Source organism: Aquimarina callyspongiae (assembly GCF_034322225.1).
Lineage (GTDB): Bacteria > Bacteroidota > Bacteroidia > Flavobacteriales > Flavobacteriaceae > Aquimarina.
In genome coordinates this window covers 258,300-281,217 of sequence record NZ_JAXLPA010000003.1, presented here as the reverse complement: position 1 = coordinate 281,217, position 22,918 = coordinate 258,300, and the positions used below count along the sequence as shown (strand labels likewise).

General features: G+C 34.5%; 14 protein-coding genes and 2 tRNA genes. 11 read left to right on the top strand and 5 right to left on the bottom strand.

The annotated features are described in order from the left end of the window. Window positions 1-44: 44 nt before the first annotated feature. A complete protein-coding gene (locus U0D62_RS13570) occupies window positions 45-770 on the bottom strand; it encodes a queuosine precursor transporter (protein ID WP_322287846.1) in 726 nt (241 codons plus the stop codon). Between the two features lie 109 nt (window positions 771-879). Between U0D62_RS13570 and folK the strand changes: the two genes are divergently transcribed. After that, on the top strand, window positions 880-2,007 hold the full coding sequence (gene folK / locus U0D62_RS13565; RefSeq protein WP_322287845.1) for a 2-amino-4-hydroxy-6-hydroxymethyldihydropteridine diphosphokinase: 1,128 nt from the start codon (window positions 880-882) through the stop codon (window positions 2,005-2,007). A 62-nt stretch (window positions 2,008-2,069) separates the two neighbouring features. Here folK and U0D62_RS13560 read toward each other — a convergent pair whose 3' ends face one another. Both U0D62_RS13560 and U0D62_RS13555 read right to left on the bottom strand, forming a co-directional pair. Next, the gene (locus U0D62_RS13560; protein WP_322287844.1) at window positions 2,070-3,377 is read right to left on the bottom strand and encodes a dipeptidase; all 1,308 of its coding nucleotides are present in this window, start codon (window positions 3,375-3,377) and stop codon (window positions 2,070-2,072) included. 210 nt (window positions 3,378-3,587) lie between these two features. Beyond that, window positions 3,588-4,115: an RNA methyltransferase gene (locus U0D62_RS13555; RefSeq protein WP_322287843.1), complete on the bottom strand. Its 528-nt coding sequence runs from the start codon at window positions 4,113-4,115 to the stop codon at window positions 3,588-3,590. Window positions 4,116-4,503: 388 nt separating this feature from the next. Between U0D62_RS13555 and U0D62_RS13550 the strand changes: the two genes are divergently transcribed. Next, window positions 4,504-5,406: a hypothetical protein gene (locus tag U0D62_RS13550; RefSeq protein WP_322287842.1), complete on the top strand. Its 903-nt coding sequence runs from the start codon at window positions 4,504-4,506 to the stop codon at window positions 5,404-5,406. Window positions 5,407-5,523: 117 nt separating this feature from the next. Here the strand turns inward: U0D62_RS13550 and U0D62_RS13545 are convergent, their stop codons facing one another. Continuing rightward, entirely contained in the window at window positions 5,524-11,415 is a 5,892-nt protein-coding gene (locus U0D62_RS13545; RefSeq protein WP_322287841.1) for a fibronectin type III domain-containing protein, read from the bottom strand. Window positions 11,416-11,946: 531 nt separating this feature from the next. Next, window positions 11,947-13,764, bottom strand: a complete 1,818-nt coding sequence (locus U0D62_RS13540; protein ID WP_322287840.1) for a S8 family peptidase — start codon at window positions 13,762-13,764, stop codon at window positions 11,947-11,949. 280 nt (window positions 13,765-14,044) lie between these two features. On the opposite strand from U0D62_RS13540, the gene mutS reads away from it, so the two are divergent. The 9 genes from mutS to cbiE all read left to right on the top strand — a co-directional run bounded on the left by mutS (window position 14,045) and on the right by cbiE (window position 22,891). Continuing rightward, complete coding sequence (gene mutS / locus U0D62_RS13535) at window positions 14,045-16,672, top strand: DNA mismatch repair protein MutS (RefSeq protein ID WP_322287839.1); 2,628 nt, start codon at window positions 14,045-14,047, stop codon at window positions 16,670-16,672. 97 nt (window positions 16,673-16,769) lie between these two features. Next, window positions 16,770-16,841 (top strand) — tRNA-Gly (locus U0D62_RS13530). A gap of 21 nt (window positions 16,842-16,862) precedes the next feature. Then, window positions 16,863-16,947, top strand: a tRNA-Leu gene (locus U0D62_RS13525). Between the two features lie 332 nt (window positions 16,948-17,279). Next, window positions 17,280-18,374 (top strand): cobalamin biosynthesis protein CobW, encoded by a 1,095-nt coding sequence (gene cobW / locus U0D62_RS13520; protein ID WP_322287838.1) that lies wholly within the window; start codon window positions 17,280-17,282, stop codon window positions 18,372-18,374. Window positions 18,375-18,378: 4 nt separating this feature from the next. Beyond that, complete coding sequence (locus U0D62_RS13515; protein ID WP_322287837.1) at window positions 18,379-18,966, top strand: cob(I)yrinic acid a,c-diamide adenosyltransferase; 588 nt, start codon at window positions 18,379-18,381, stop codon at window positions 18,964-18,966. Between the two features lies 1 nt (window position 18,967). Continuing rightward, window positions 18,968-19,660: a precorrin-2 C(20)-methyltransferase gene (cobI, locus tag U0D62_RS13510; protein ID WP_322287836.1), complete on the top strand. Its 693-nt coding sequence runs from the start codon at window positions 18,968-18,970 to the stop codon at window positions 19,658-19,660. Next, window positions 19,657-21,021: a precorrin-3B C(17)-methyltransferase gene (gene cobJ / locus U0D62_RS13505; RefSeq protein WP_322287835.1), complete on the top strand. Its 1,365-nt coding sequence runs from the start codon at window positions 19,657-19,659 to the stop codon at window positions 21,019-21,021. Before cobI ends, cobJ begins: the two co-directional genes overlap by 4 nt. Beyond that, a complete protein-coding gene (gene bluB / locus U0D62_RS13500; RefSeq protein ID WP_322287834.1) occupies window positions 21,018-21,674 on the top strand; it encodes a 5,6-dimethylbenzimidazole synthase in 657 nt (218 codons plus the stop codon). The genes cobJ and bluB overlap by 4 nt, the downstream gene beginning before the upstream one ends. 26 nt (window positions 21,675-21,700) lie before the next feature. Then, complete coding sequence (gene cbiE / locus U0D62_RS13495) at window positions 21,701-22,891, top strand: precorrin-6y C5,15-methyltransferase (decarboxylating) subunit CbiE (RefSeq protein ID WP_322287833.1); 1,191 nt, start codon at window positions 21,701-21,703, stop codon at window positions 22,889-22,891. Window positions 22,892-22,918 lie beyond the last annotated feature (27 nt).

Here is a 22,918-nt window from a genome sequence, read left to right as displayed (position 1 = left end):
AAAGATAGTATGTTGCTTTTCTAGAGTTAACTATTTGTTAGATTTTAATATTCTAATCTTAATTCTTCACCATGTTTTAATTTGAATCTTTTTCTCAAGAAAAATACTGTCATATACAAAAGAGGTGTGTCTAAAGTAGCTACGATTACTTTAAAAAGAAAACCACTCATCACAAAAGGAATAAAATTATCCCAGGAAAAAATCCCATTGAGGCATAAAAGCGAAATAATCGTAACGCTGTCAACCAGTTGAGAAAGAAAAGTAGAGAAATTGTTTCTTATCCAAAGATGTTTTCCTTTGGTAACGCGTTTCCAGAAATGAAAAATTTTGATGTCAATATACTGTGCAAAAAGATAGGCAGTCATTGAGGCAAACACAGAAATCAGACTTTTACCAAATACCAGGTTAAAAGTGTCATTGTCAACCTGAATATTAGGATCAGTTCCAGGATCAATGTAGGCATTTACAGCAGAAGCTGAGTATATTATTAATAATGAAAATATAGAAGCAAAAATCCCTGCCGTAACCATAAGGTTAGCCTTTTTTTTGCCATAGATTTCACTAATAATATCTGTGATTAAAAAAGTTAAAGGATAAGGTAATAAGCCAACACTTATAGTGAAGGTGTAAATGCCAAAAAAATCCCATTGAAAAAATTTTTGGAAAATAAGATTGCAAACAACAAGAGAAGAAATAAATAATGCACCAAGGATTATGTAAATTCTATAGGCTGCTATTTTGTCTTTGAGTTCTAAGGTATTTTCGTTCAAAATGAATTGTGTTATGAATACTTCACGCAAAAATACGGTGAAGTGGTTTTGTTTTGTTTAATTTGCTCTTAAAAATAAGGACTTCTGATCAGAATCTAAATATCCGATATTGAAAACATCTCGTCTTATACATATTTCATTAGGAAGTAACATAGGTGATCGCCTGGATTATCTTCAAAAAGCAATACATAAAATCTACAATAATATTGGAGATATTGTTTCGATATCTTCTGTGTATCAAACCCCAGCGTGGGGATTTAGTAGTGAAGATTTTTATAATGCCTGTATCTCTGTTCAAACATTTTCTACAGAAAATGAAGTGTTAGATCAATTATTAGAGATAGAAAATTTTTTGGGAAGAAAAAGAACAGATACTAAAGGATATGAAGCACGCACTATAGATTTAGATATTATTTTTTCTTCTGAAGGGATTATAGAGACAGCTTCATTGACTGTTCCTCATCCCTCATTACAGGATAGAAAATTCGTACTTGCACCGTTAGTAGATATAGGATCTAATATAGAGCATCCGATATTAAAAAAGACAGTGGTACAGATATTAGAAAATACTAAAGACACTTCTCACATTGAAAGAATTAATGACAAACTCATAAATCCTAAAGAAGCTTATGATTTATCGAGATTTCAATATCTTACTATAGAAGGTAATATTGGTGCTGGTAAAACTAGTTTAGCGCAATTGATAGCAAAAGAATTCAATGCAAAACTTATCTTAGAGCGTTTTGCAGATAATCCTTTTTTGCCAAAGTTTTATGAAGATATGGAGCGCTATGCATTTCCTCTAGAAATGTCTTTCCTGGCGGATCGTTATCAGAGGTTGCAAGATGATATAGCTCAATTTGATCTTTTTAAAGATTTTGTGGTAAGTGATTACGATGTTTTTAAATCCTTAATTTTTGCAAAAGTTACTTTGCAAGAAGAAGAATTTACATTGTATAAAAGAGTCTTTGATTTAATGTGTAGAAATCTATCTAAACCAGGATTGTATGTGTATTTGTATCAGAATACAGAAAGGTTGTTAGAAAACATCAAGAAAAGAGGAAGGGATTATGAACAGAAAATCCCTCCAGAATATTTAGAAAAGATTAATAAAGGATATTTACAGTTTATAAAATCTCAATCAGAATTTAATGTAAAAGTTATTGATGTTTCAGAAAAGGATTTTATAGCCAATCGATATGATTATATTTCAATTCTTGAAGAGATTGCTATGTAATAATTAAAATAAGTTGTTTTCTATATTTTGTCCATCTATAGAAAACAACTTATCCCAAAACATTAAACTTTTTCCTGAAGTTGTTTGGCTACTTTTTGGACTTCATCCAATACTCTTAATAAGTTACCACTCCATAATTTTTCAATTTCTTCTTCCTTATAACCTCTTTTAACAAGTTCTAGAGTAACATTAAATGTTTCGGAAGCATCACTCCAGCCATCAATACCGCCACCACCATCAAAGTCGGAGCTTATTCCTACGTGATCGATACCTATTTTCTCTACCATATAATCAATATGATTCACAAAATCTATAACATTCACAGCAGGAGGGAGATCGTTCATTTTCTTTTCTTTTTCTCTTCGGATAGATAACATTTTCATGTAAAAGTCATAGTATTTTTCTTTTTCTTCTGTACTTAACTTCATTACTTCTTCTCGTTCTATCCACTTGACACCCATAGAATCAGCTATCTGTTTAGCAATTTCTAATTCTTTTTTATTCCTTTTTTCAAATTTTTCAGTATTCAAATAAGATGTAAAAGCCACGGTTTGCACAACACCACCATTTTCTTTTAACCATTGTAGTTGTTCATCATCAAGGTTTCGACTGTGATTACACAACGCTCTGGCTGAGGAATGCGAAGCAATAATAGGAGCTTTTGTGAGCTCGATCATTTGACGCATAGATTCTTTTGATGGATGTGAAACATCAATCATAATTCCCGTTTTGTTCATTTCTGCAATCACTTGCTTACCTAGATCACTAAGTCCGTTATGTAACCAAACCCCATCAGCTTCACCAGTATTAGAATCGCATAATTGGCTATGCCCGTTATGCGAAAGTGACATATATCTAGCTCCTAGATCATGAAACTTTTTTACATTGTTAATATCAGTTCCTACTGGATACCCATTTTCAATACCTATCATAGCCACTTTTTTACCAGAAGCATGAATACGACGTACATCATCTGAGCTGAGAGCAAGTTCAATTTTATCAGGAGCGATTGTATCCGTCAGTCTGTGAATAGCTTCAAATTTGGACATCGCGATCTCATGTGCTTTTTCATAACCTGATGGAGTCAAAGAATCTTGACCAGTATAAACAATAAACCAGGCAACATCTAACCCTCCTTTATTCATCTTTGGTAACGTGACTTGAGAAGAAAGATCCTGAGTATAATTAATTGAATCGGTAAAGTTTTTAATGTTGATATCACAGTGTGTATCTAGGGTAATAACATTTTTATGAATTTCTTTGGCTTTAGTAACTATTTGCATTTCTGTTAGGGTATCATTTTTTGGTTTTTCCTGTTTGCAGGAAATAAGAAATAACATCAAAGCGGTAAAAATGGATATGTGTTTCATTTTAGATAGAGATTGTGTGTTAATGTATTATTAGGTTAAACTTACAAAAGATATCTCAGATTATTTTATGTAGAACAAAGGCAATTTGCAAAAATGAGATTTTGTATTGAGGCGCTTATTTTTTGGTTTAAAAATAAAAACTGTTTGAAGAATTAATCCTCAGACAGTTTTATATATCAAAGAAGCCTTGCTGAATTTATAGCCGTATTTCTATAGTTTATTAAACAGATCCCAAATTACCACACCGGTACTTACAGAAATATTTAAAGAATGCTTACTTCCGTATTGTGGAATTTCAATGATTTCATCACTTTCAGAAACAACTTCTTGTTGCACTCCTTTTACTTCATTACCAAAAATAACTGCATAAACTTGATTCGATTCTGGAGTGAAATCTTGTAACATTGTGGCATTTTCTGCCTGTTCTATAGATAAGGTTTTTACATTTTGTTTCTTAAGATCACGTATAAGAGTAAGTGTGTCTTTTTGATGTTCCCAATCCACAGTATCGGTTGCACCTAGTGCCGTCTTTTGAATATCTTTATGCGGAGGTGTTGCCGTAATACCACAGAGATAGATTTTTTGAATAAGAAAAGCATCTGCAGTTCTAAAAACAGATCCAATATTATTTAAGCTTCTAATATTATCCAGAATGATAATAAGAGAGCTTTTTTTTGCAGCTTTGAATTCTGCTATGGTTTTACGATCAAGTTCGCTGTTTTTTAGTTTACGAGCCATTCTTTAAAGATGCAAATTTTACTAATGAATTATCTGAGTTTATTCAGAATTTGCCAAAGGTATAATTTTCTAATGCATGTTAGGAGTTTAAAATAAACTTAAAGTATAGATAATATGTTTTTTATAATTTCTAAGTCTTTTTGTATTTTTTTTAGCTTCTTTATTATTCGTAATGATTTTAAAAATTGATATTAATCAACTTTTTTATTGATAGATGTAGTCATTAGTATCAGAGATAACACATATATTACTTAGATGTTTTAATTTTTCTTTAGGATAAGACAGGCTATAAATAAACTACAAAATCTAACATCCTATATTTTGTTCAAAACAGAGGTTACTTTTGTCTTTTTGTTTAATTTTATCCTGATAACCAACTTATAAAATCATGGAACAACATGTTAATACACAACAAAAATTATTGAAAATCTTAAGAATTTCTACTTTCCTTATTTTTATTGGAAGAGCCTATCAACATATTGTTTGGGATGCACCTTATCGAACATTTTTGTGGGATGAAGCTATCTTAAAGAATATTGTTGAAAATGTTTTTGGGGTTACTTGGAATGAGTATGTGACCAGTCTTTCTGCGGCCAATAATATCTCGCTTTCGATTAAAATGGTTGGTGTTTTTTATATCCTTTGTGCTATAGTAACCTTGCTTGTAAAACCAAATATGAAGAAGCTCGGTAAATTCTTTTTACTAGGTGGAAGTATAGGGCTTTTTGTTTTAGCAGTTTTATATTGTAAAGAGAAGTTTTTTCATGTAGGGCAATTTTTTGAGTATGCAATTCAGTTTATGAGTCCTGTATTGCTTTATCTATTAATGTTTACCAAGGTGTCTTTTAAAAAAATAAGATTAATTGCACTAATTGCTATTGCCCTTACTTTTAGTTGTCATGGTTTGTATGCGATTGGATATTATCCCAGACCTGGAAGCTTTATTGATATGACCTTAAATACTTTGCCAATTAGCGAACCGGGTGCACATTTAATGCTAAAAATAGCAGGAGTTCTGGATTTTGTAGTAGCTATAGCTATTTTCATTCCCAGGATATCATATGCAGCTTTGGTGTATGCTTTTATTTGGGGAGGATTAACTGCGATGGCTCGACTTGTAGGGCATTTTCATGTTGAATTCTTAGCAAATTCTTTTAGTCAATGGACCTGGGAAATGTTGATTAGACTACCTCATGCGTTGATTCCCTTATTTGTCATGATAGCCGATAGGCCTGAAGTCAGATTCTTAAAAGGAAATCTATTTAAAAACAAACCTCAAACGGCATTGTGATATTAGAGTTTTGTTGATTTTAATAAGATATACTAAACTAAAAGTTATTCTTATGTAAAAAAAACTGCCTGAAGTTAATTTTTCAGGCAGCTTTAGTTTACTAAGAGTATGGGAAAACTACTTCTTAATAAACTTAGAACTCACTTCTCCTTTTTTAGTTTTAATTATTACAAAATAAACTCCTGCATTTAGATTGTCGATATTATATGTTGTGTTAGCAGATTCAAAACTAACCTCACTGATCTTTTTCCCTAAAATATCCTTTATTACTGCTTTCGATTTTTGATTTTCGTTATAGTCAGGATAAGCTATATGCAATAATCCAGATTCTATAGGATTTGGATATACACTTAGATCAAATGAATGAATATTTGCATCGTCTGCGGTATTTACAGTTTGTATTGATCGAACAGTTATAGCATGTGGGTTATCAATGACAACAACATTTCCTCCAGAAGGATTCCAGATATCTATATTTGTGGGTAGTGTAAATAAGTTACTGTCGCTTAATTGTCCGACACTAGTTGCGTTATCCACTTTGATAGTTCTCAATTCGATTTTATTTTGATCTATCCACAACCATTTAAATTGATTAAATGATCCCGCCGCTCTGGTCCAGTTTTTGGTATCCGAAGCATTTCTTAGTGGAGCGCCCCAACATCCTTCACCAACATATACTGCTCTTTTAGGATCGTTATCAACTCGTATAAAACCTTCATCACTTCCTGCAGCTGTTGAAGGCTTAACAGGCCAGGTTCTTTTTACAACATGAGAATCACTCTCCATGACTAATTGAACTGCATGAGTATAAAAAGGTATAGACCAGGCATCATATTGGTCATTTTGTTCGGATTTACCAGGTTCGTGTGGTCTGGTTGATCTATGATACTGTGCTATTGCCCAAGTATGATTTGCTGCATTAGCGGTAAGATCATTTGCTAACCAGGTTCCTTGTGTTCCAGCAGGAGTTACTTCTGTATTGAGTGTATATGTTCTCATTAGATTTCCTCCAAAACTTAAGGCATAGTACTCTCCTCCAGCTGTGGTTGGTATATCAAATAAATCTCTGATATCGTTAGAACTTTCATGATTACCTCTGGCGGCTACTACAGGAATCATTCTACCATCAGATCCTACAGTTAATTGCCAGTCATTAAACCAGTTTTGCCATTGAGAGCTAGAAGAAGAGCTCGTCATGTCTCCACCAAATAACACAGCGTGTGGTCTGATTTTGGCCACCAATCTATTGGCATTTTGTCTTGGAGTGCGATTATTTCTAGAATCTCCTCCCGCAATTATAGATAGTCTTGTAGTAGGGTCGTTAGGAGCGGTTTTGAACCAGTATCTTTTGGATACACCTTCACTATCTTTGATTACAAAATAATAAGCAGTATCTGATTGTAATCCTGTTAGCCTAGTATAATTATTACTCATCCCTTTACTGGAGACAGTTCTATCAACAGCTTTGCTCAGAGGATATGAGCTGTAACTTAAACCAAAATCAGTAGGGCCATAATGTACAACAGGATTTGTTCCTCTCACTTGATTCCATCCTATAACCATTGTTGTAGAAGGATCATCTCTCCAGGTGAGTCGATACTTTTCTGTAGAAGTACTTACAGAAATTACCTCAGTAAATGTTGCGGTTACTGTTTTATCAGCATTCATAGTTAAAGACTCAGGATTGGTATTACCCGTTAGGTCACCGCTCCATCCTGCGAATTCCCAACCTGAAGTTGGTGTTGCGGTTACTGAAGCAATTTCTCCAGAATTATACGTTCCGCTGCCACTTACAGTTCCTTGACCAATAGTATTAGTGGTTAAGGTGTATTGTACAACATTGGTAGTGGTTATATTAATAACACTACTATTAGCTGAAACATTACCCGCAGCATCTTTAGCTCTAACAGTAAAACTATAAGAGGTGTTGGCTGTAAGTCCGGTTACATTATAACTAGTAGTTGTAGATGAACCAACAATTGTAGTTCCTTGATATATATCATATTCTGTTACACCGATATTATCTGTAGAGGCATTCCAGCTCAGATCTACAGATGTATTTCTGATATTGGATGCTGTAAAGTTTGTTGGCACAGAAGGAGCCTGAGTATCTACAAATTGAGTGTAATTAGCATATATAGAATATCTAAAATCACTTTGAGATCCAGTGCCATAATTTGAAGGCATATTGTTTCCGCTTGTAGACCAAGTTGTTCCAGCAGCACTATATCTTCCCGGGCTTCCTGTTACATAAGCAACACCAGGATTGGTAGAAAGCATCCAAGCTAACCATATAGTTTCACCATTACTAATTGTAACAGGGTTTTCTAAAGCTATGGTTTGCCAACCTGTGGTTGAATTAATGGTTGTTATAGAGGTTTGACCTATTTTGTTAGCAGGAACTCCGTTGTTATCTGCGTAAACACCTAGTTGCATATCTCCTGAGCCTCCTGTGACATGAATAGCTATGCTTTGCAGTGTTCCGTTTTCGGGCATAGTGTAAGGCATTGCTCTTCGATCTGCATGAGTAGATGTACTGGTTCCCACAGTTGTAATTCCTACTGTAAATAATTGAGTAGGAGTAGTGGTGGTTGTAACATTTAAAGAACTGCTATTTCCTGAGGTGTTTCCGGCGGCATCTTTAGCATTTACAGTAAAACTATATGCTGTTTCTGCAGTAAGCCCTGTCACACTATAGTTAGTTGAGATAGGGATTCCGATACTGGTTCCATTCTGGAATATTTCATATCCCGTGACACCTACATTATCTGTAGAAGCAGTCCAGGAAAGATCTATAGTTGTTGAACCAATATTAGAAGCTGTTAGATTCGCAGGAATGCTTGGGGCTTCATTGTCTGGTACAGATGAGATAATACTTAAATTATCTACAGTCATATCACTGGTAAAATTATCACCCGTAGTTCCTTTTATTTGTAGTTTTATCACACTACCACTATATGCAGCTAAGCTTACGGTTTGAGTATTCCAGTTATTTCCTTGATCCCCTGTTAAGCTCCATATGGTTATCCAGGTGATTCCATCATCAGTAGATGCTCTCATTTCGAGTGTACCCATAGCTGCACCGAACATATGATAATCAAACTTCAGTTCAGGATTAGGTTGATTGATAAGGTCGATACAAGGACTTGTCAACAGTGCTACTTTATTAGGGAACCCTGTTCCATTTCCTGTTGCTTCTGTGTAGATATAATTGGTTCCATCAGATGCAGCAGAAGGTCCAGTATTGTTAGATGGGGTTCCTGCACTATCAACGATCCAATTAAGATCATCATTAGTTTCTTGTGTCCATACTCCAACACCGGATTCAAAATTTTCATTGTAAGGAAAACTAACTATTCCTGCACAAGCTGGTGGTGCTGTAGTAGTTATATTTACAGTATTACTATTTCCTGAGGTATTTCCTGCAGCATCTTTAGCATTTACAGTAAAACTATATGCCGTTTCTGGAGTAAATCCAGTTAAATTAAAGTTAGTTGAGGTAGCAGTTCCGATACTGGCTCCATTTTGGAATATTTCATATCCAGTGACACCTACATTATCTGTAGAAGCTGTCCAGGAAAGGTCTACAGTTGTTGAACCAATATTAGAAGCTGTTAGATTCGCAGGAATGCTTGGGGCTTCATTGTCTGGTACAGATGAGATAATACTTAAATTATCTATTGTCATATCACTGGTAAAATTATCACCTGTAGTTCCTTTTATTTGTAGCTTTATCACACTGCCGCTATATGTAGCAAGGCTTATAGTTTGAGTATTCCAGTTATTCCCCTGATCTCCGGATAAGCTCCATATGGTTGTCCAGGTGATTCCATTATCAGTGGATGCTCTCATTTCGAGTGTACCCATAGCCGCGCCAAACATATGATAATCAAAATTCAGTTCGGGATTAAGTTGATTAGTAAGGTCGATACAGGGACTGGTTAACAGTGCAACTTTATTAGGAAACCCTGTTCCATTTCCTGTTGCTTCTGTGTAGATATAATTGGTTCCATCAGATGCAGCAGAAGGTCCGGTATTGTTAGATGGAGTTCCTGCACTATCAACCACCCAATTAAGGTCATCATTAGTTTCTTGTATCCATACTCCCACACCGGATTCAAAACTTTCGTTGTAAGGAAAACTTGCTATTCCGGTACAGGCAGGTGGTGCTGTAGTCGTAATATTTACGGTATTACTATTTCCTGAGGTATTTCCAGCAGCATCTTTAGCATTTACAGTAAAGTTATAGGTTGTCTCTGCTGTGAGTCCAGTTACATTAAAATTAGTTGTAGTAGCAGTTCCTATGCTGGTTCCGTTTTGGAATATTTCGTATCCGGTAACTCCAACATTATCTGTAGAGGCATTCCAGGAAAGATCTACAGTTGTTGAACCAATATTAGAAGCTGTTAGATTGGCAGGAACACCTGGAGCTTCATTATCAGGAACTACATTAGTGTTTACTCCATTTGCTACTAAAGAAAAATCTTGAGAACCATTGCTCAATGTGCCTTTATGCGTTATGGTAATGGTATATGTACCTGCTGCCAGAACAGCATCGATTTTTTCAACATTATCTCTAAAATTATCTCCTCTCTGGGCTGGATCTGTATAGTTATTAAAACTTGCATTAGGAACCATTACCCAAGGTGCATACGTGTTTCCGTTACCAGTTACTCGCACATCTAAATCATTTACTAAGACTGGATTGGTTCCTGAACCTGTAGTTCCAGCAGGATCATTCCATACAATGGTTAGTGCTAATGGTGTTGATCCATCAGAAGTGATGGTTTTTGTATACGTACTTCCATTATTAAGTGTTAACTCTTCTATGATAGAAGAAGTTCCATTATTACTAATTACTTGTGCTGCTCTTTCAGCATTTACTAGTCCCCAACCACTGGCAAAATCAGGTCCGTCATTTGCTCCTATTTCATCAGCAGTGTCTATGATCAAAGCTTTTGCTGTAGCTGCTTTCATATATACATTATTGAGGTTTTTATAATGCTGTTGTAGTAAAGCTATTGAACCGGCTGTAGCAGGAGTTGACATAGAAGTACCGCTTTTTGTACCATAATCTGTATTACTTGCAGAATCTGAAGAATAGACTGTTGTACCGTTATTAGTAATATCGGGTTTGATTCTCCAATCATCAGGCGGACCATATGAACTCGAACTTGACATATTTACAGATCCTGGCCCTGTGTAATTTAAAACATCATTTGAGTTACCAACCACCAAAAGGTTTTTAGATACCTGAGTGCTTTTAACCACACCATAGGTATTTCCACTATTTCCAGCTGATTTACAATGTAAGTAAAATGGAGCGTTGTATATAACTTCGTCCATATCTCTGGCAACGGCGTTATATTCTCCTGCAGTTCCACCTGGAGTATTAGAATTATTAGCTAATATTCCTCCAGCGGCAGCAAAAGAAGCTGTTTCAGCAACCATTCCAGAAGCAGTATAGTTTTTTATCGATGCACCAGAAGCCATTCCCCTGGCATTTGAATCTACACCTGATGCAATCAGAGTACCTCCGGTATGTGTCCCATGACTGGTAACAGAACCTCCATCACCGCCATTAGAAGCTCGACCTCCAAACTCTACGTGAGTGGGTCTGGCATAACCGCTTTCCCATACTCCAATCTCGATTCCATTACCAGATAGATTTAAGCCAGAAGACCCTCCTTGCCAAATTTTGTCAGTACGCCCAGTAATTGCGGCATTTACATTATCATCATATGCATATATGGGGGTTCCGTTCTTGTCAAATCCAAAGAGCACGCCTAAACGGCCATCTTCAGTAATGCTAGTGACAGAAATTTTTTGCTTAGTAGCTCTAGCTATATTGGCTATGTCTAGGTTGTTGGATCTGACTATAATCTTTTGCAGATTTTGCAGATTTGTCTGTTTTTTTATATTCTCTCGATCATTACTATTTTGGGCATTTAAGAATACTGAAAATAACAACAATGGAATGAGGAGGAATATATTCTTCCTTGATTTCATAAATAGAGTTTTTAAAAAATAAAATTTGTGTTAGAAAATTGGTTTTAAGATTTTATAAGAAAATCTTTATGTCTGAAATGACATTAAGGTCGGGGATAAATAAATTGTTCTTTTGTAAACAAAGATCTTTTGAGTTTGCATAATTTTTAAGTTGATTTAAAATTAAATTGGTTATAGCGTCTATAAATTAAGACGCTTAAAAGTACAACTAGCCCCTAGTTTAAATCTTTCTTTTTTTTAAAATAAAAGTTTTGTTATCAGTTGTTTATGCTGAAAAGCCTTTGTGGCGGGCAATTGAGAAGTTTTGTTTTTTTTGATTTTATTCAAAGATTATTGACCGAATAATGAGAATGAATAAATAAGTCAAAAGGAAGATTGATTTTTATCAATTTGTGTTTTGATTTATGTCAAAAAAATATTTTGTTTATTCTTTTTGAGAAGGAAAATTTTCTTTGGTTTGAATTTTTTAGCATAAAAAAACTGTCCAAAAAAAGTTTTTTGGACAGCTTAACAGGTTGTGGGGTGAATGTATTATTTTTTTATTATCTTCTTTGTAATACTTCCTTTTTCTGTTTCGATATGAATAAAGTAAATCCCGGAGCTCAGATTGCCTGTGTTGTATTGAGTTATTCCAGATTTAAGGTTGATTTTGTCAATTTCTTTCCCTAGAAGATTTCTTACTATTGCTTTCTGCTCTTTGGTTTCTTCGTGTTTTATAAATAATACTTCGGATTCTATAGGATTTGGATATATGTTGAACTTTTTTTCTAATACTATGGATTCAACATTTAAAGGATTACTATCGACACCGTGAATTATTAAGGAGAAATCTTGTGATCCATTAGTTAATGTTCCTTTATGAGTGATTGTAACTGTATATGTTCCTGCAGATACTGATGTATCTATTTTTTCTACATTATCTCTAAAATTATCACCTCTTTGCGCAGGATCTGTATAATTGTCAAAGCTGGCATTAGGAACCATTATCCAAGGAGCATACGTGTTTCCATTACCAGTAATTCGAACATCCAAATCATTAACCAGTACTGGTGTGTTACCCGAACCTAGCGCTCCAGAAGGATCATTCCAAGCAATAGTGAGAGATAAGGGGACAGAACCATTAGATGCAATTGTTCTGGTGTATGTTTCTCCGTCGTTCAAAGTCAATTCATCAATAATTGAAGTGTTACCATTATTACTGATTACTTGCGCAGCTCTTTCAGCATTTACCAGTCCCCATCCGCCTGCAAAATCTGGACCATCGTTAACTCCTATTTCATCGGCTGTACCGATAATTAATGCTTTTGCAGTTGCAGCTCTCATATAGGCGCTATTAATGTTATTGTAGTGTTGTTGTAATAAAGCAATTGTTCCTGTTGTAGCTGGTGTAGAATAAGAGGTGCCCGAACTTGATTGGTAGTCATTATCTCCAGTATCAGTTGAAGAGTATACACCTACACCATTATTTGTAATGTCGGGTTTGATTCTCCAGTCATCAGTTGGTCCGTAGGAACTAGAGGAAGACATAGATACTGAAGATGGACCAGTGTAGTTAAGTACATCACCACAATTTCCTACTACTAGTAGATTTTTTGCGATCTGTGTAGATCTCATGATTCCGTAGTTATTTCCATCATTCCCGGCAGATTTGCAATGTAGATAGAATGGCGCATTATAGGTGAGATTATCAATATTACGAGCATTAGTATCATATAAACCACTGGTGCCAGAAGGCGAATTAGAGTTGTTTGCCAGAATTCCGCCTGCAGAAGCAAAGTTTGCAGCTTCCAGAATTAATCCAGAAGCAGAATAATTTTTAATGGTTGCTCCAGAAGCCATTCCTCTAGCATCCGGATCAACTCCTGTTGCGATCATAGTACCTCCGGTGCGAGTTGCATGACCAGTAATAGAAGCTCCATCACCAGCCGATGCACGTCCGACCAATTCAACATGGGTATCTCTTGCTTTTCCACTTTCCCAAACACCTATTTCGATACCTGCTCCAGTTAAATTAAGTCCTGAAGAACCTCCTGTCCATATTTTATCAGTACGACCTGTGATAGCGGCATCTGCATTATCATCAAACGCATATACTGGTTCCCCATCTTCGGTAAAAGAATATAATACCCCCAATTGCCCATGCTCATTTGTCACTTGCAAAGGAACATCCTTTTTGGCTTTAGCTCTATTAGTTTCGAAATCAGTTTGCACCTTTTGAGTTAATTCTAAAAGTGCTTGAGTATTGGTTTGTGTTTTGATGTATTCTCTATCCCGATTATTTTGTGCTTTTATCCATTGAGTAAAACACAAGATTAATATGAGTACAAAAAGATTCTTACTGAATGTCATAAGTTTAGCTTTTTAATTTAATAAAGATAAGTTTGTTGAGGTATCGGGTATTAGATTCTTAATATTAACTATGTTAAAACTTTTTTGATGTATAGTTCTATAATAGAAGACGTATAAAAAAGCATTTACCCTTATGTTTGTGCACTTTTTATTTTTTACTAGACAGATAACTTATTTTGTTTTTTTAAATGTGAATAAATATGAATAACTCATATGAGCAACATTTCTAAAGAAAAGAGAGAATACCTACTTTAGCAAAAGTTATTAAAATAGATGCTGAATGGCTGTGAAAAAAGAGAAAAAAGTAACTCCGTTAATGAAACAATACAATGCGATCAAGGTTAAATATCCTGATGCGCTTTTGTTATTTAGGGTTGGAGATTTTTATGAAACCTTTGGAGGAGATGCAATTAAAACAGCTGCAATTCTCAATATTGTATTGACTAAAAGAGGAAATGGTAGTGAGCAAGAAACAGCGCTTGCAGGTTTTCCACATCACTCTTTAAATACATATTTACCAAAACTGGTTAAAGCTGGTGAAAGAGTAGCAATTTGCGATCAATTAGAGGATCCAAAACAAACCAAAACCATTGTTAAACGTGGTGTTACAGAATTAGTAACTCCGGGAGTTGCTCTTAATGATGAGGTTTTACAAAGTAAAACCAACAATTTTTTATGTGCTTTGCATTATGGAAAAAAGGAATTAGGAATTGCTTTTTTAGATGTTTCAACAGGAGAGTTTTTAACAGCGCAAGGTGATGTTGCTCACATGGATAAATTGATGCAGAACTTTAATCCAAGTGAAGTTTTAATTACTAAACCTAAAAAACAAGATTTTTGTAATGATTTTGGTCAAAATTATCATTCCTTCTTTTTAGAAGATTGGGTTTTTAAGACAGATTATGCGCATGAAACTCTGAATAATCATTTTGGAACTACTTCATTAAAAGGTTTTGGTGTAGATCATTTAGATAAAGGGATTATTGCTGCAGGAGTGATCTTACATTATCTAGGAGAAACTCAGCATCATAAGCTACAACATATTACGGCAATACAGCGTATTGCTGAAGATCAGTATATCTGGATGGATCGTTTTACGATACGTAATCTTGAATTATATCATGCTAATGCGGCTAATGCAGTAACACTATTGGATGTTATTGATAAAACGATTTCTCCTATGGGTGGTCGTACCTTAAAACGTTGGTTGGCATTACCTCTTAAGAATAGTTCAGGGGTTCATAAGCGCCATGAAGTAGTACAATATTTTTTAGATAATCCGGTATTACTTGAAAAAATTCAACATCAAGTTAAACAGATTGGAGATATTGAACGATTGATATCTAAAGTAGCTATTGGTAAAGTAAATCCACGAGAAGTAATTCAACTTAAAAATTCATTAGAAGCTATTGTTCCTATTAAATCACAAGCTTCAGGTAGTAATAATGAAGCTCTAAAAGTTATTGGAGAAAATCTAAGTGATTGTGAATTGCTTCGTTCAAAGATTAAGGAAACCCTTAATGAAGAAGCACCTGTTAACATATTAAAAGGCAATACTATTGCTGATGGGTATCTTGACGAATTAGATGAATTACGTTCTATTGCATATTCTGGAAAGGATTACCTGGATAAAATGCTGGAGCGTGAGTCAGAAGCGACAGGTATTACATCATTAAAAATTGCTTCTAATAATGTTTTTGGATATTATATTGAAGTAAGAAACACGCATAAGGATAAAGTTCCTGATACCTGGATTCGTAAACAAACTCTGGTGAATGCTGAGCGCTATATTACAGAGGAGCTTAAAGAATATGAAGCTAAGATCTTGGGGGCAGAAGAAAAGATTCTTGCTCTGGAGCAGCAATTGTTTAATGATTTGGTCATTTGGATGAATGAATATATTAAACCTGTACAACTCAATGCCTCTTTGATAGGTCAGTTAGATTGTTTATGTTCTTTTGCGCAATTGGCAAAAGAAAATCAATATGTTAGACCGTTAATAGATGATTCACACGATTTGGAAATCAAAAATGGCCGCCATCCGGTTATTGAAAAACAACTTCCGCCAGGAGAACAATATATAGCTAATAATGTGGTATTGGATCGAGATCATCAACAAATGATCATGATTACGGGGCCTAATATGAGTGGTAAATCAGCTATTTTGCGACAAACAGCATTGATTGTATTATTAGCTCAAATGGGATGTTTTGTGCCTGCAGAAGAAGCTAAGATAGGAGTAGTTGATAAAATATTTACTAGAGTAGGAGCTAGTGATAATATTTCGATGGGAGAATCTACATTTATGGTAGAAATGAATGAAACGGCTAGTATTCTTAACAATATTTCTGATCGTAGTTTGGTGTTGTTAGATGAAATTGGTAGAGGAACCAGTACCTATGATGGAATTTCAATTGCGTGGGCTATTAGTGAGTTTCTACACGAACATCCTGCAAGACCTAAAACGTTATTTGCAACACATTATCACGAGTTAAACGAAATGTGTGAGACTTTTGCAAGGATAAAAAATTACAATGTATCTGTTAAAGAGCTTAAGGATACGGTATTATTTTTGCGTAAACTGGTTCCAGGAGGTAGTGAGCATAGTTTTGGAATTCATGTTGCTAAAATGGCTGGAATGCCTCAGCAAGTATTGCACAGAGCAAACAAAATGCTTAAAAAACTTGAAAAATCTCATAGTAGTGAGGAGTTAACAGATAAAATTAAAGATATACAAGAAGAAGACGAACTGCAATTGAGTTTCTTTAATATGGATGATCCATTGCTTGAAGAAATCAAAGAAGAAATCTTAGATATCGATATTGATACACTTACTCCTGTAGAAGCATTGATGAAATTAAATGAGATTAAACGTATGTTAACCAGGAAGAAAGCATCGCAAGTGTAAATTTTTTAATACTTTTTTGCAAAAAGACTTTGGTATTATAAGAATTGTATTAAATTTGCATCCGCAATAACGAATTGCCGAGTTCTTAAAAATAACTGCGAAAGTAGCTCAGGGGTAGAGCATCACCTTGCCAAGGTGAGGGTCGCGGGTTCAAATCCCGTCTTTCGCTCTGAGACAATATATATACCAAGCTGAAGTGGTGGAATTGGTAGACACGTTGGACTTAAAATCCAATGGCCTGTAAGGCCGTGCGGGTTCAAGTCCCGCCTTCAGTACTCAAAAAGCTCCTTTTTTAAAGGAGCTTTTTTTATTTCCATAAGTTTGATCACTTTTTATTTCCATAAGTTTGATCACTTTTTATTTCCATAAGTTTGATCACTTTTTATTTCCATAAGTTTGATCACTTTTTATTTCCATAAGTTTGATCACTTTTTATTTCTCAATTGATGGTTGGTTTTAAAGAAATCTACACTTTAATAGATCAATTTTTTTAACAAGAAAATCTTTTTAAGTCATAAAGCGATTATTATCATAAACACATATGATTTTCCTTTTTCCTTTGGTATATAATAAATAGTTTTGTTAGAAATCATTTTGAAAATAGAACATGGCTTTAAACACTAAAAAAATACCGGTAACTATTATTACGGGTTTTCTGGGATCAGGTAAAACGACTTTAATACATAAAATCGCAAGAAATGCAAATGGCAGGCGATTAGCTATTATTGTTAATGAGTTTGGTGAGCTGGGAATGGATGGAGAAATCCTTAAAGGTAATGATTGTGGATGTGAAGAAGAAAATATATTAGAATTAAGTAATGGATGTCTTTGTTGTACGGTACAAGAAGAATTTTTGCCTACAATGCTTCAGTTAATGGAACGTAAGGAAGATATCGATCATATTATTATTGAAACTTCGGGATTAGCATTGCCAAAACCACTATTAAAAGCCTTTAATTGGCCGGATCTAAAACCGCAAATTACGGTGGATGCTGTTATTACTGTTGTTGATTGTGTTGGACAAGCTACAGGTGAAATTTGTGATAGGGATAAAGTACAGTCTCAACGATTAGATGATGAAAACCTAGATCATGAATCTTCTATTGAAGAGTTATTTGAAGACCAACTATCTTGTGCAGATCTTATTGTGATGACTAAATCTGATTTAATTAATGAAGAAGAGTATGTTCAGGTTAGAGATATTATTCAAAATAGAGTAGGTAACAATATAAAATTAATCTCAGCGGTAAAAGGTGATATACCTGTAGAAGTATTATTGGGGATTGATGCCAAAACAGAAGATCGTGCAGATAGTATACATTCTCATCATGAAGAACACCATCACCATCATGACCATGATCACGACCATCACCATCACCATGATCACGAACACGATGAAACCATAAATTCTATAGTACTTGAAGTAAAAGTACCGCATACGCCTAAACAATTAATTGATACACTAAAATCATTGGTGATTGATCATCATATTTATAGAATAAAGGGGATTATTCATGTTCCTGGAAAACCAATGCGTATGATCGTTCAGGGAGTAGCAGATCGTTTTGAAAATTACTTTGACAGGAAATGGGTTGAGGGAGAACTCAAAGCTACGCGTTTGGTAATTATAGGAGAGAAAATAGAAGAAGAAAAACTCCAGAAGGCATTAGAAGAAAAATTAATGGTAGGAACAGAAGTTTAGTATTATGAAAATATATACACGAAAAGGAGATACCGGTATGACTGGTGTTTTTGGAGGAAAAAGAGAATCTAAAGATTCTGCTAGGATAGAATGCAATGGAGCTTTAGATGAAGCTAATTCTACTATTGGATTGCTTCGATCAAAACTTGGGAATACTCATGAATGGCAATCTAACCTTCATAAAATCCAAAAAGATTTAATGGATATGATGTCACATCTGGCGAGACCATCAGATTCAAAAAAAGTAAACCCAAACCCAAAACCTGTTGATGGAGCAGAGTTTTGTGAACAGTGGTTAGATGAGATGGAGTCCAAAATAAGTTCTCCGTCCGATTATTTTTTACTACCTGGAGGAAATGAGATTTCGGCACTTTGTCATGTATGCAGGACTCAAATAAGAAGAGGAGAGCGTAGATTAATAACCTTGATGAGAGAGGATCCTGATTCTGTAGAAGAATATGTAGTAGCTTATATTAACAGGTTATCGGACTTGTTTTTCACTATGGCAAGAGCAGAAATGGATAAAGCAGGTGTAGCAGAAGAAAAATGGCAACTTTTCTTATATAAAAGAAAAAAGAAAAAAACAGAATAATTTGCAAACCATTTACGGTATCGCTTTGGGGCCTGGAGATCCAGAACTTCTAACCCTAAAAGCATTAAGAATCTTAAAAGAAGTCGACCTTATTTTTTATCCAGGCTCTGTTGCAAAGGGAGTAAAAAAGAGTTTTGTATACCCAATTTTACAATACCATGGTTTAGAAGATAAAGAACTCAAAGGTTTTTTTCTTGAAATGTCAAATGATAGAAAACAGGCTTCTGAGGTTTATGAGGCAACAGCAAAAGAAATAGCAATTGCCTCAAGCTCTGGAAAAAAAATAGCAGTTGTATGCGAAGGCGATATAAGTCTGTACGCATCTTTCTCTTATTTATTGACAAAGCTTCAGGAGTTACAAGTACCAGTGTCTTTAATCCCAGGAATTAATTCATTTTCGTTGGGAGCGGCAAGACATCAGCTTCCATTAGGTTTGTTAAATGATAAGGTAGCTGTAATCCCAAGAATAAGGAATATTCAAGAAATTGATAAGTACTTTCAGGATTTTGATACTTTAATCTTAATGAAGATTAGATCAGTATGGAAAGACATTCAATTAGAATTAGCACAGACACCATGGAAATGTTACTATTGTGAACGTTTAGGAACCAATGAAGAATATATAACAACAGATTTAGCGATGTTGACTCATAGAGAAATACCATATTTCTCACTATTAATTATAAAAAAATGATCAAAGTTGTAGGGCTTGGTCCAGGGCATTCAGACTATATAACGCCAATGGCTTCAAAAGCCATTTCAGAAGCTACAGTGATAATCGGTTATCATTATTATTTTCAATTTATTCAACACCTAATTCATAAAGAAGTTTTATGTATAGGTAAAGAGTTAAGTGAAGAAGAAAAAAGAGCAGATATTGCAATAAAACATGCCTTAGAAGGAGAAAATGTTATCGTGATAGGATCTGGAGATGCCAGTATTTACGCTATGGCGTCAATTGTTTATCAAAAGGTTGCCGAACAAAAATTAGAAATACCTATAGAAACTGTTCCTGGGATTTCAGCTTTTATTACAGCAGGAAGTAAACTTGGAGCTATATTAGGACATGATTTTTGTTGTATTTCATTGTCTGATTTAATGACACCTTGGACGACTATTGAGAAACGTATCTATGCTGCAGCACAAGGAGATTTTGTAACCGGGTTATATAACCCTAAGAGCAAAAAACGTTATTGGCAACTACAGGCGTTAAAAGATATCTATCTTAAATATCGGTCTAAAGAAACTCCAGTTGCAATATGTAAACAATTAGGTAGAACAGAAGAGGATATTAAAATTACAACCTTAGGACAGTTAGACGTTGATGATGTTGATATGTTTTGTGTGGTGTTGATAGGAAATAGCCAAACCTTTAAATATAAAGATCATTTAATTACACCTCGAGGATATCTCAATAGAAAACCAGAAACAGGAGTAGAGATTCAACAAGCAAGTTTTGCAGAAATAATAGATAAGATCCCTCAAAACGAGCTAGCAAAAGATGCACTATGGGCTGCTATCAGGTGTATACACACATCAGGAGATTTTGAATACATTAACTATTTAGAAACCTCAGAAAATGCTATTAAAATCTGGCATGAATACCTTCAAAATGGAGGTATGATTGTTACCGATGTTACTATGGTACAGGCTGGAATTACAAAAGCATATACAGGAAAGTATAAAAACCAGATCGTCTGCTTATTAAATGACCCAGAAGCATTGCAATTAGCAGAAGAGGAAGGGTTAACACGATCACAAGCAGGTATAAAACTGGCTGCAAAAAAATACCCTAAAGCATTATTTGTAATTGGTAATGCCCCAACAGCATTAATTGAAATTGTTGATCAAATTCAAGAAGGAGTTATATCGCCAACTGGAGTTATAGGAGTACCGGTAGGGTTTATTAATGTGATAGAATCCAAAGAAAGATTAAAAACAATAACTCATATCCCATACGCTTTGATCACAGAAAATCGAGGAGGGAGCAATTTTGCTGTAGCTATTGTCAATGCATCGTTTACTCTGGAAGAAGCCAACGTTTTAAATATATGAAAACGCAATCCCAACGTATATTTAATAAAGAAGAACAAGAGCTCTTAGAAGATATATTAGTACATCGAAGAGATGTTAGAGGAAATCGTTTTTTAAATACCTCAATTTCTCAAGAAGCAATTGAAACTATTTTAGAAGCAGCTTTGGCTGCTCCTTCTGTAGGGTTTTCGCAACCTTGGGAATTTGTATTGATAAGAGATCAAGAAACAAAACAAGCTATAAAGAAAAGTTTTTCAGAAGAAACTGCTTTAGCTGCTAAGCTTTTTTCAGATGAAAAACAAAAAGAATATATCCAGCTTAAGTTAGAAGGAATTATTGAATCTCCTTTAAACATTGCAGTATTTTATAAACCCAAAGAAGGACCAGTTTTAGGACAAACCAGTATGCCTAATATGGGAAAATACAGCGTGGTTTGCGCTATACAAAATATGTGGTTGATGGCAAGGTCTCTCAATATCGGAATGGGTTGGGTGAGTATTCTGGATCCAGAAAAAGTAAAAGAAATACTCAATGCTCCACCAGAAAACCAATTAATAGGATATTTGTGTTTCGGGTATACAGATATGTTTTATAATCAGCCCGAATTAGAACTTCGGAAATGGGATAGAAAAAAGAATTTGAACGAAGTAGTGATCAAAGAAAAATTTGACTAACAAGCTCTTAAAAAAGAGGTAAGAAAATGAAGATCTTTCATGTAATCGGTATCGGAAACAAAACACCGGATTTAACTCTTGAGCAAAAGGATATTATTAGTAGCACAAGGGTTTTTAGCGGTGGAAAACGTCATTATGAAATCGTTAAAGATTTTCTTCCAAAAGATTATGAATGGATATCTATTCAATCTCCAATGTCACGAGTATTTGAAGCTTACGATGAAATAGAAGAACCAATAGTAGTTTTTGCTTCTGGAAATCCATTGTTTTATGGGTTTTCTAATACTTTGAAAAATAAATATCCTAAGGCGAAAATCATAACCGAGCCTTATTTTAGCTCAATTCAATTATTGGCAAATGCTACCAATACCAATACCAATCATTTGCAAACAGTAAGTGTGCATGGTAGAGGCTGGGAAGCATTAGACACGGCTCTTATTTTGCAGCAAGAACTGATAGGAATACTTACAGATACAGAAAAAAATCCAGCAATTATCGCTCAAAGAATGTTGGATTATAGATATGATAATTATGAAATGTATGTTGGAGAAGATATTGAAGGAATAAGAGAACAGTTTTATCAATTAACATTATCTGAAGCTTCAAAAAAAGAATTTCACCCTTTAAATTGCGTAATCTTAAAAAAGAAATTTCATAGGAAAATTGATTTTGGTATTGCAGATTCAGATTTTATGGGATTACCAGGCAGACCCAATATGATTACTAAAATGCCAATACGATTAACAACCTTACATTTTCTCGATATTCTTAATAGCCATACTCTTTGGGACATAGGTTTTTGTACAGGTTCCGTAAGTATTGAAGCAAAACTTAAAAACCCTGGTATTGAAGTAATAGCTTTTGAAAAAAGAATAGAGTGCGAGGCTATTATGAAAGAGAATCAAAAACGATTTGGTGTTCCAGGTATTGAAGCAATAATGGGAGATTTTTTTGAACAAGATCTAACTTCGTGCCCAAAGCCAGATACCGTTTTTATTGGAGGACATGGAGGTAGATTAGAAGAGTTTTTTCTCAAAATCAAACCTTTTTTAAAACTTGACACCAATATTGTTATTAATGCTGTAAAAGAAAATTCAATAGAAATGTTTAAAAAGGGTTGTAGCAAGATAGATTATACAATTATAAATACTCATAAAATAACATTAGATAATTACAATCCAATAACTCTATTAAAAGCAAAAAGAATCAAGAAGTAAACAATGAACATACATCTACTTCTAGTA

What these genes read in the sequence shown, in the direction of transcription:
- U0D62_RS13560 (WP_322287844.1), bottom strand. Translation starts at nt 3,377, where the DNA reads ATGAAACACATATCCATTTTTACCGCTTTGATGTTATTTCTTATTTCC.
- U0D62_RS13555 (WP_322287843.1), bottom strand. Translation starts at nt 4,115, where the DNA reads ATGGCTCGTAAACTAAAAAACAGCGAACTTGATCGTAAAACCATAGCA.
- U0D62_RS13550 (WP_322287842.1), top strand. Translation starts at nt 4,504, where the DNA reads ATGGAACAACATGTTAATACACAACAAAAATTATTGAAAATCTTAAGA.
- U0D62_RS13545 (WP_322287841.1), bottom strand. Translation starts at nt 11,415, where the DNA reads ATGAAATCAAGGAAGAATATATTCCTCCTCATTCCATTGTTGTTATTT.
- U0D62_RS13540 (WP_322287840.1), bottom strand. Translation starts at nt 13,764, where the DNA reads ATGACATTCAGTAAGAATCTTTTTGTACTCATATTAATCTTGTGTTTT.
- mutS (WP_322287839.1), top strand. Translation starts at nt 14,045, where the DNA reads ATGGCTGTGAAAAAAGAGAAAAAAGTAACTCCGTTAATGAAACAATAC.
- cobW (WP_322287838.1), top strand. Translation starts at nt 17,280, where the DNA reads ATGGCTTTAAACACTAAAAAAATACCGGTAACTATTATTACGGGTTTT.
- U0D62_RS13515 (WP_322287837.1), top strand. Translation starts at nt 18,379, where the DNA reads ATGAAAATATATACACGAAAAGGAGATACCGGTATGACTGGTGTTTTT.
- cobJ (WP_322287835.1), top strand. Translation starts at nt 19,657, where the DNA reads ATGATCAAAGTTGTAGGGCTTGGTCCAGGGCATTCAGACTATATAACG.
- bluB (WP_322287834.1), top strand. Translation starts at nt 21,018, where the DNA reads ATGAAAACGCAATCCCAACGTATATTTAATAAAGAAGAACAAGAGCTC.
- cbiE (WP_322287833.1), top strand. Translation starts at nt 21,701, where the DNA reads ATGAAGATCTTTCATGTAATCGGTATCGGAAACAAAACACCGGATTTA.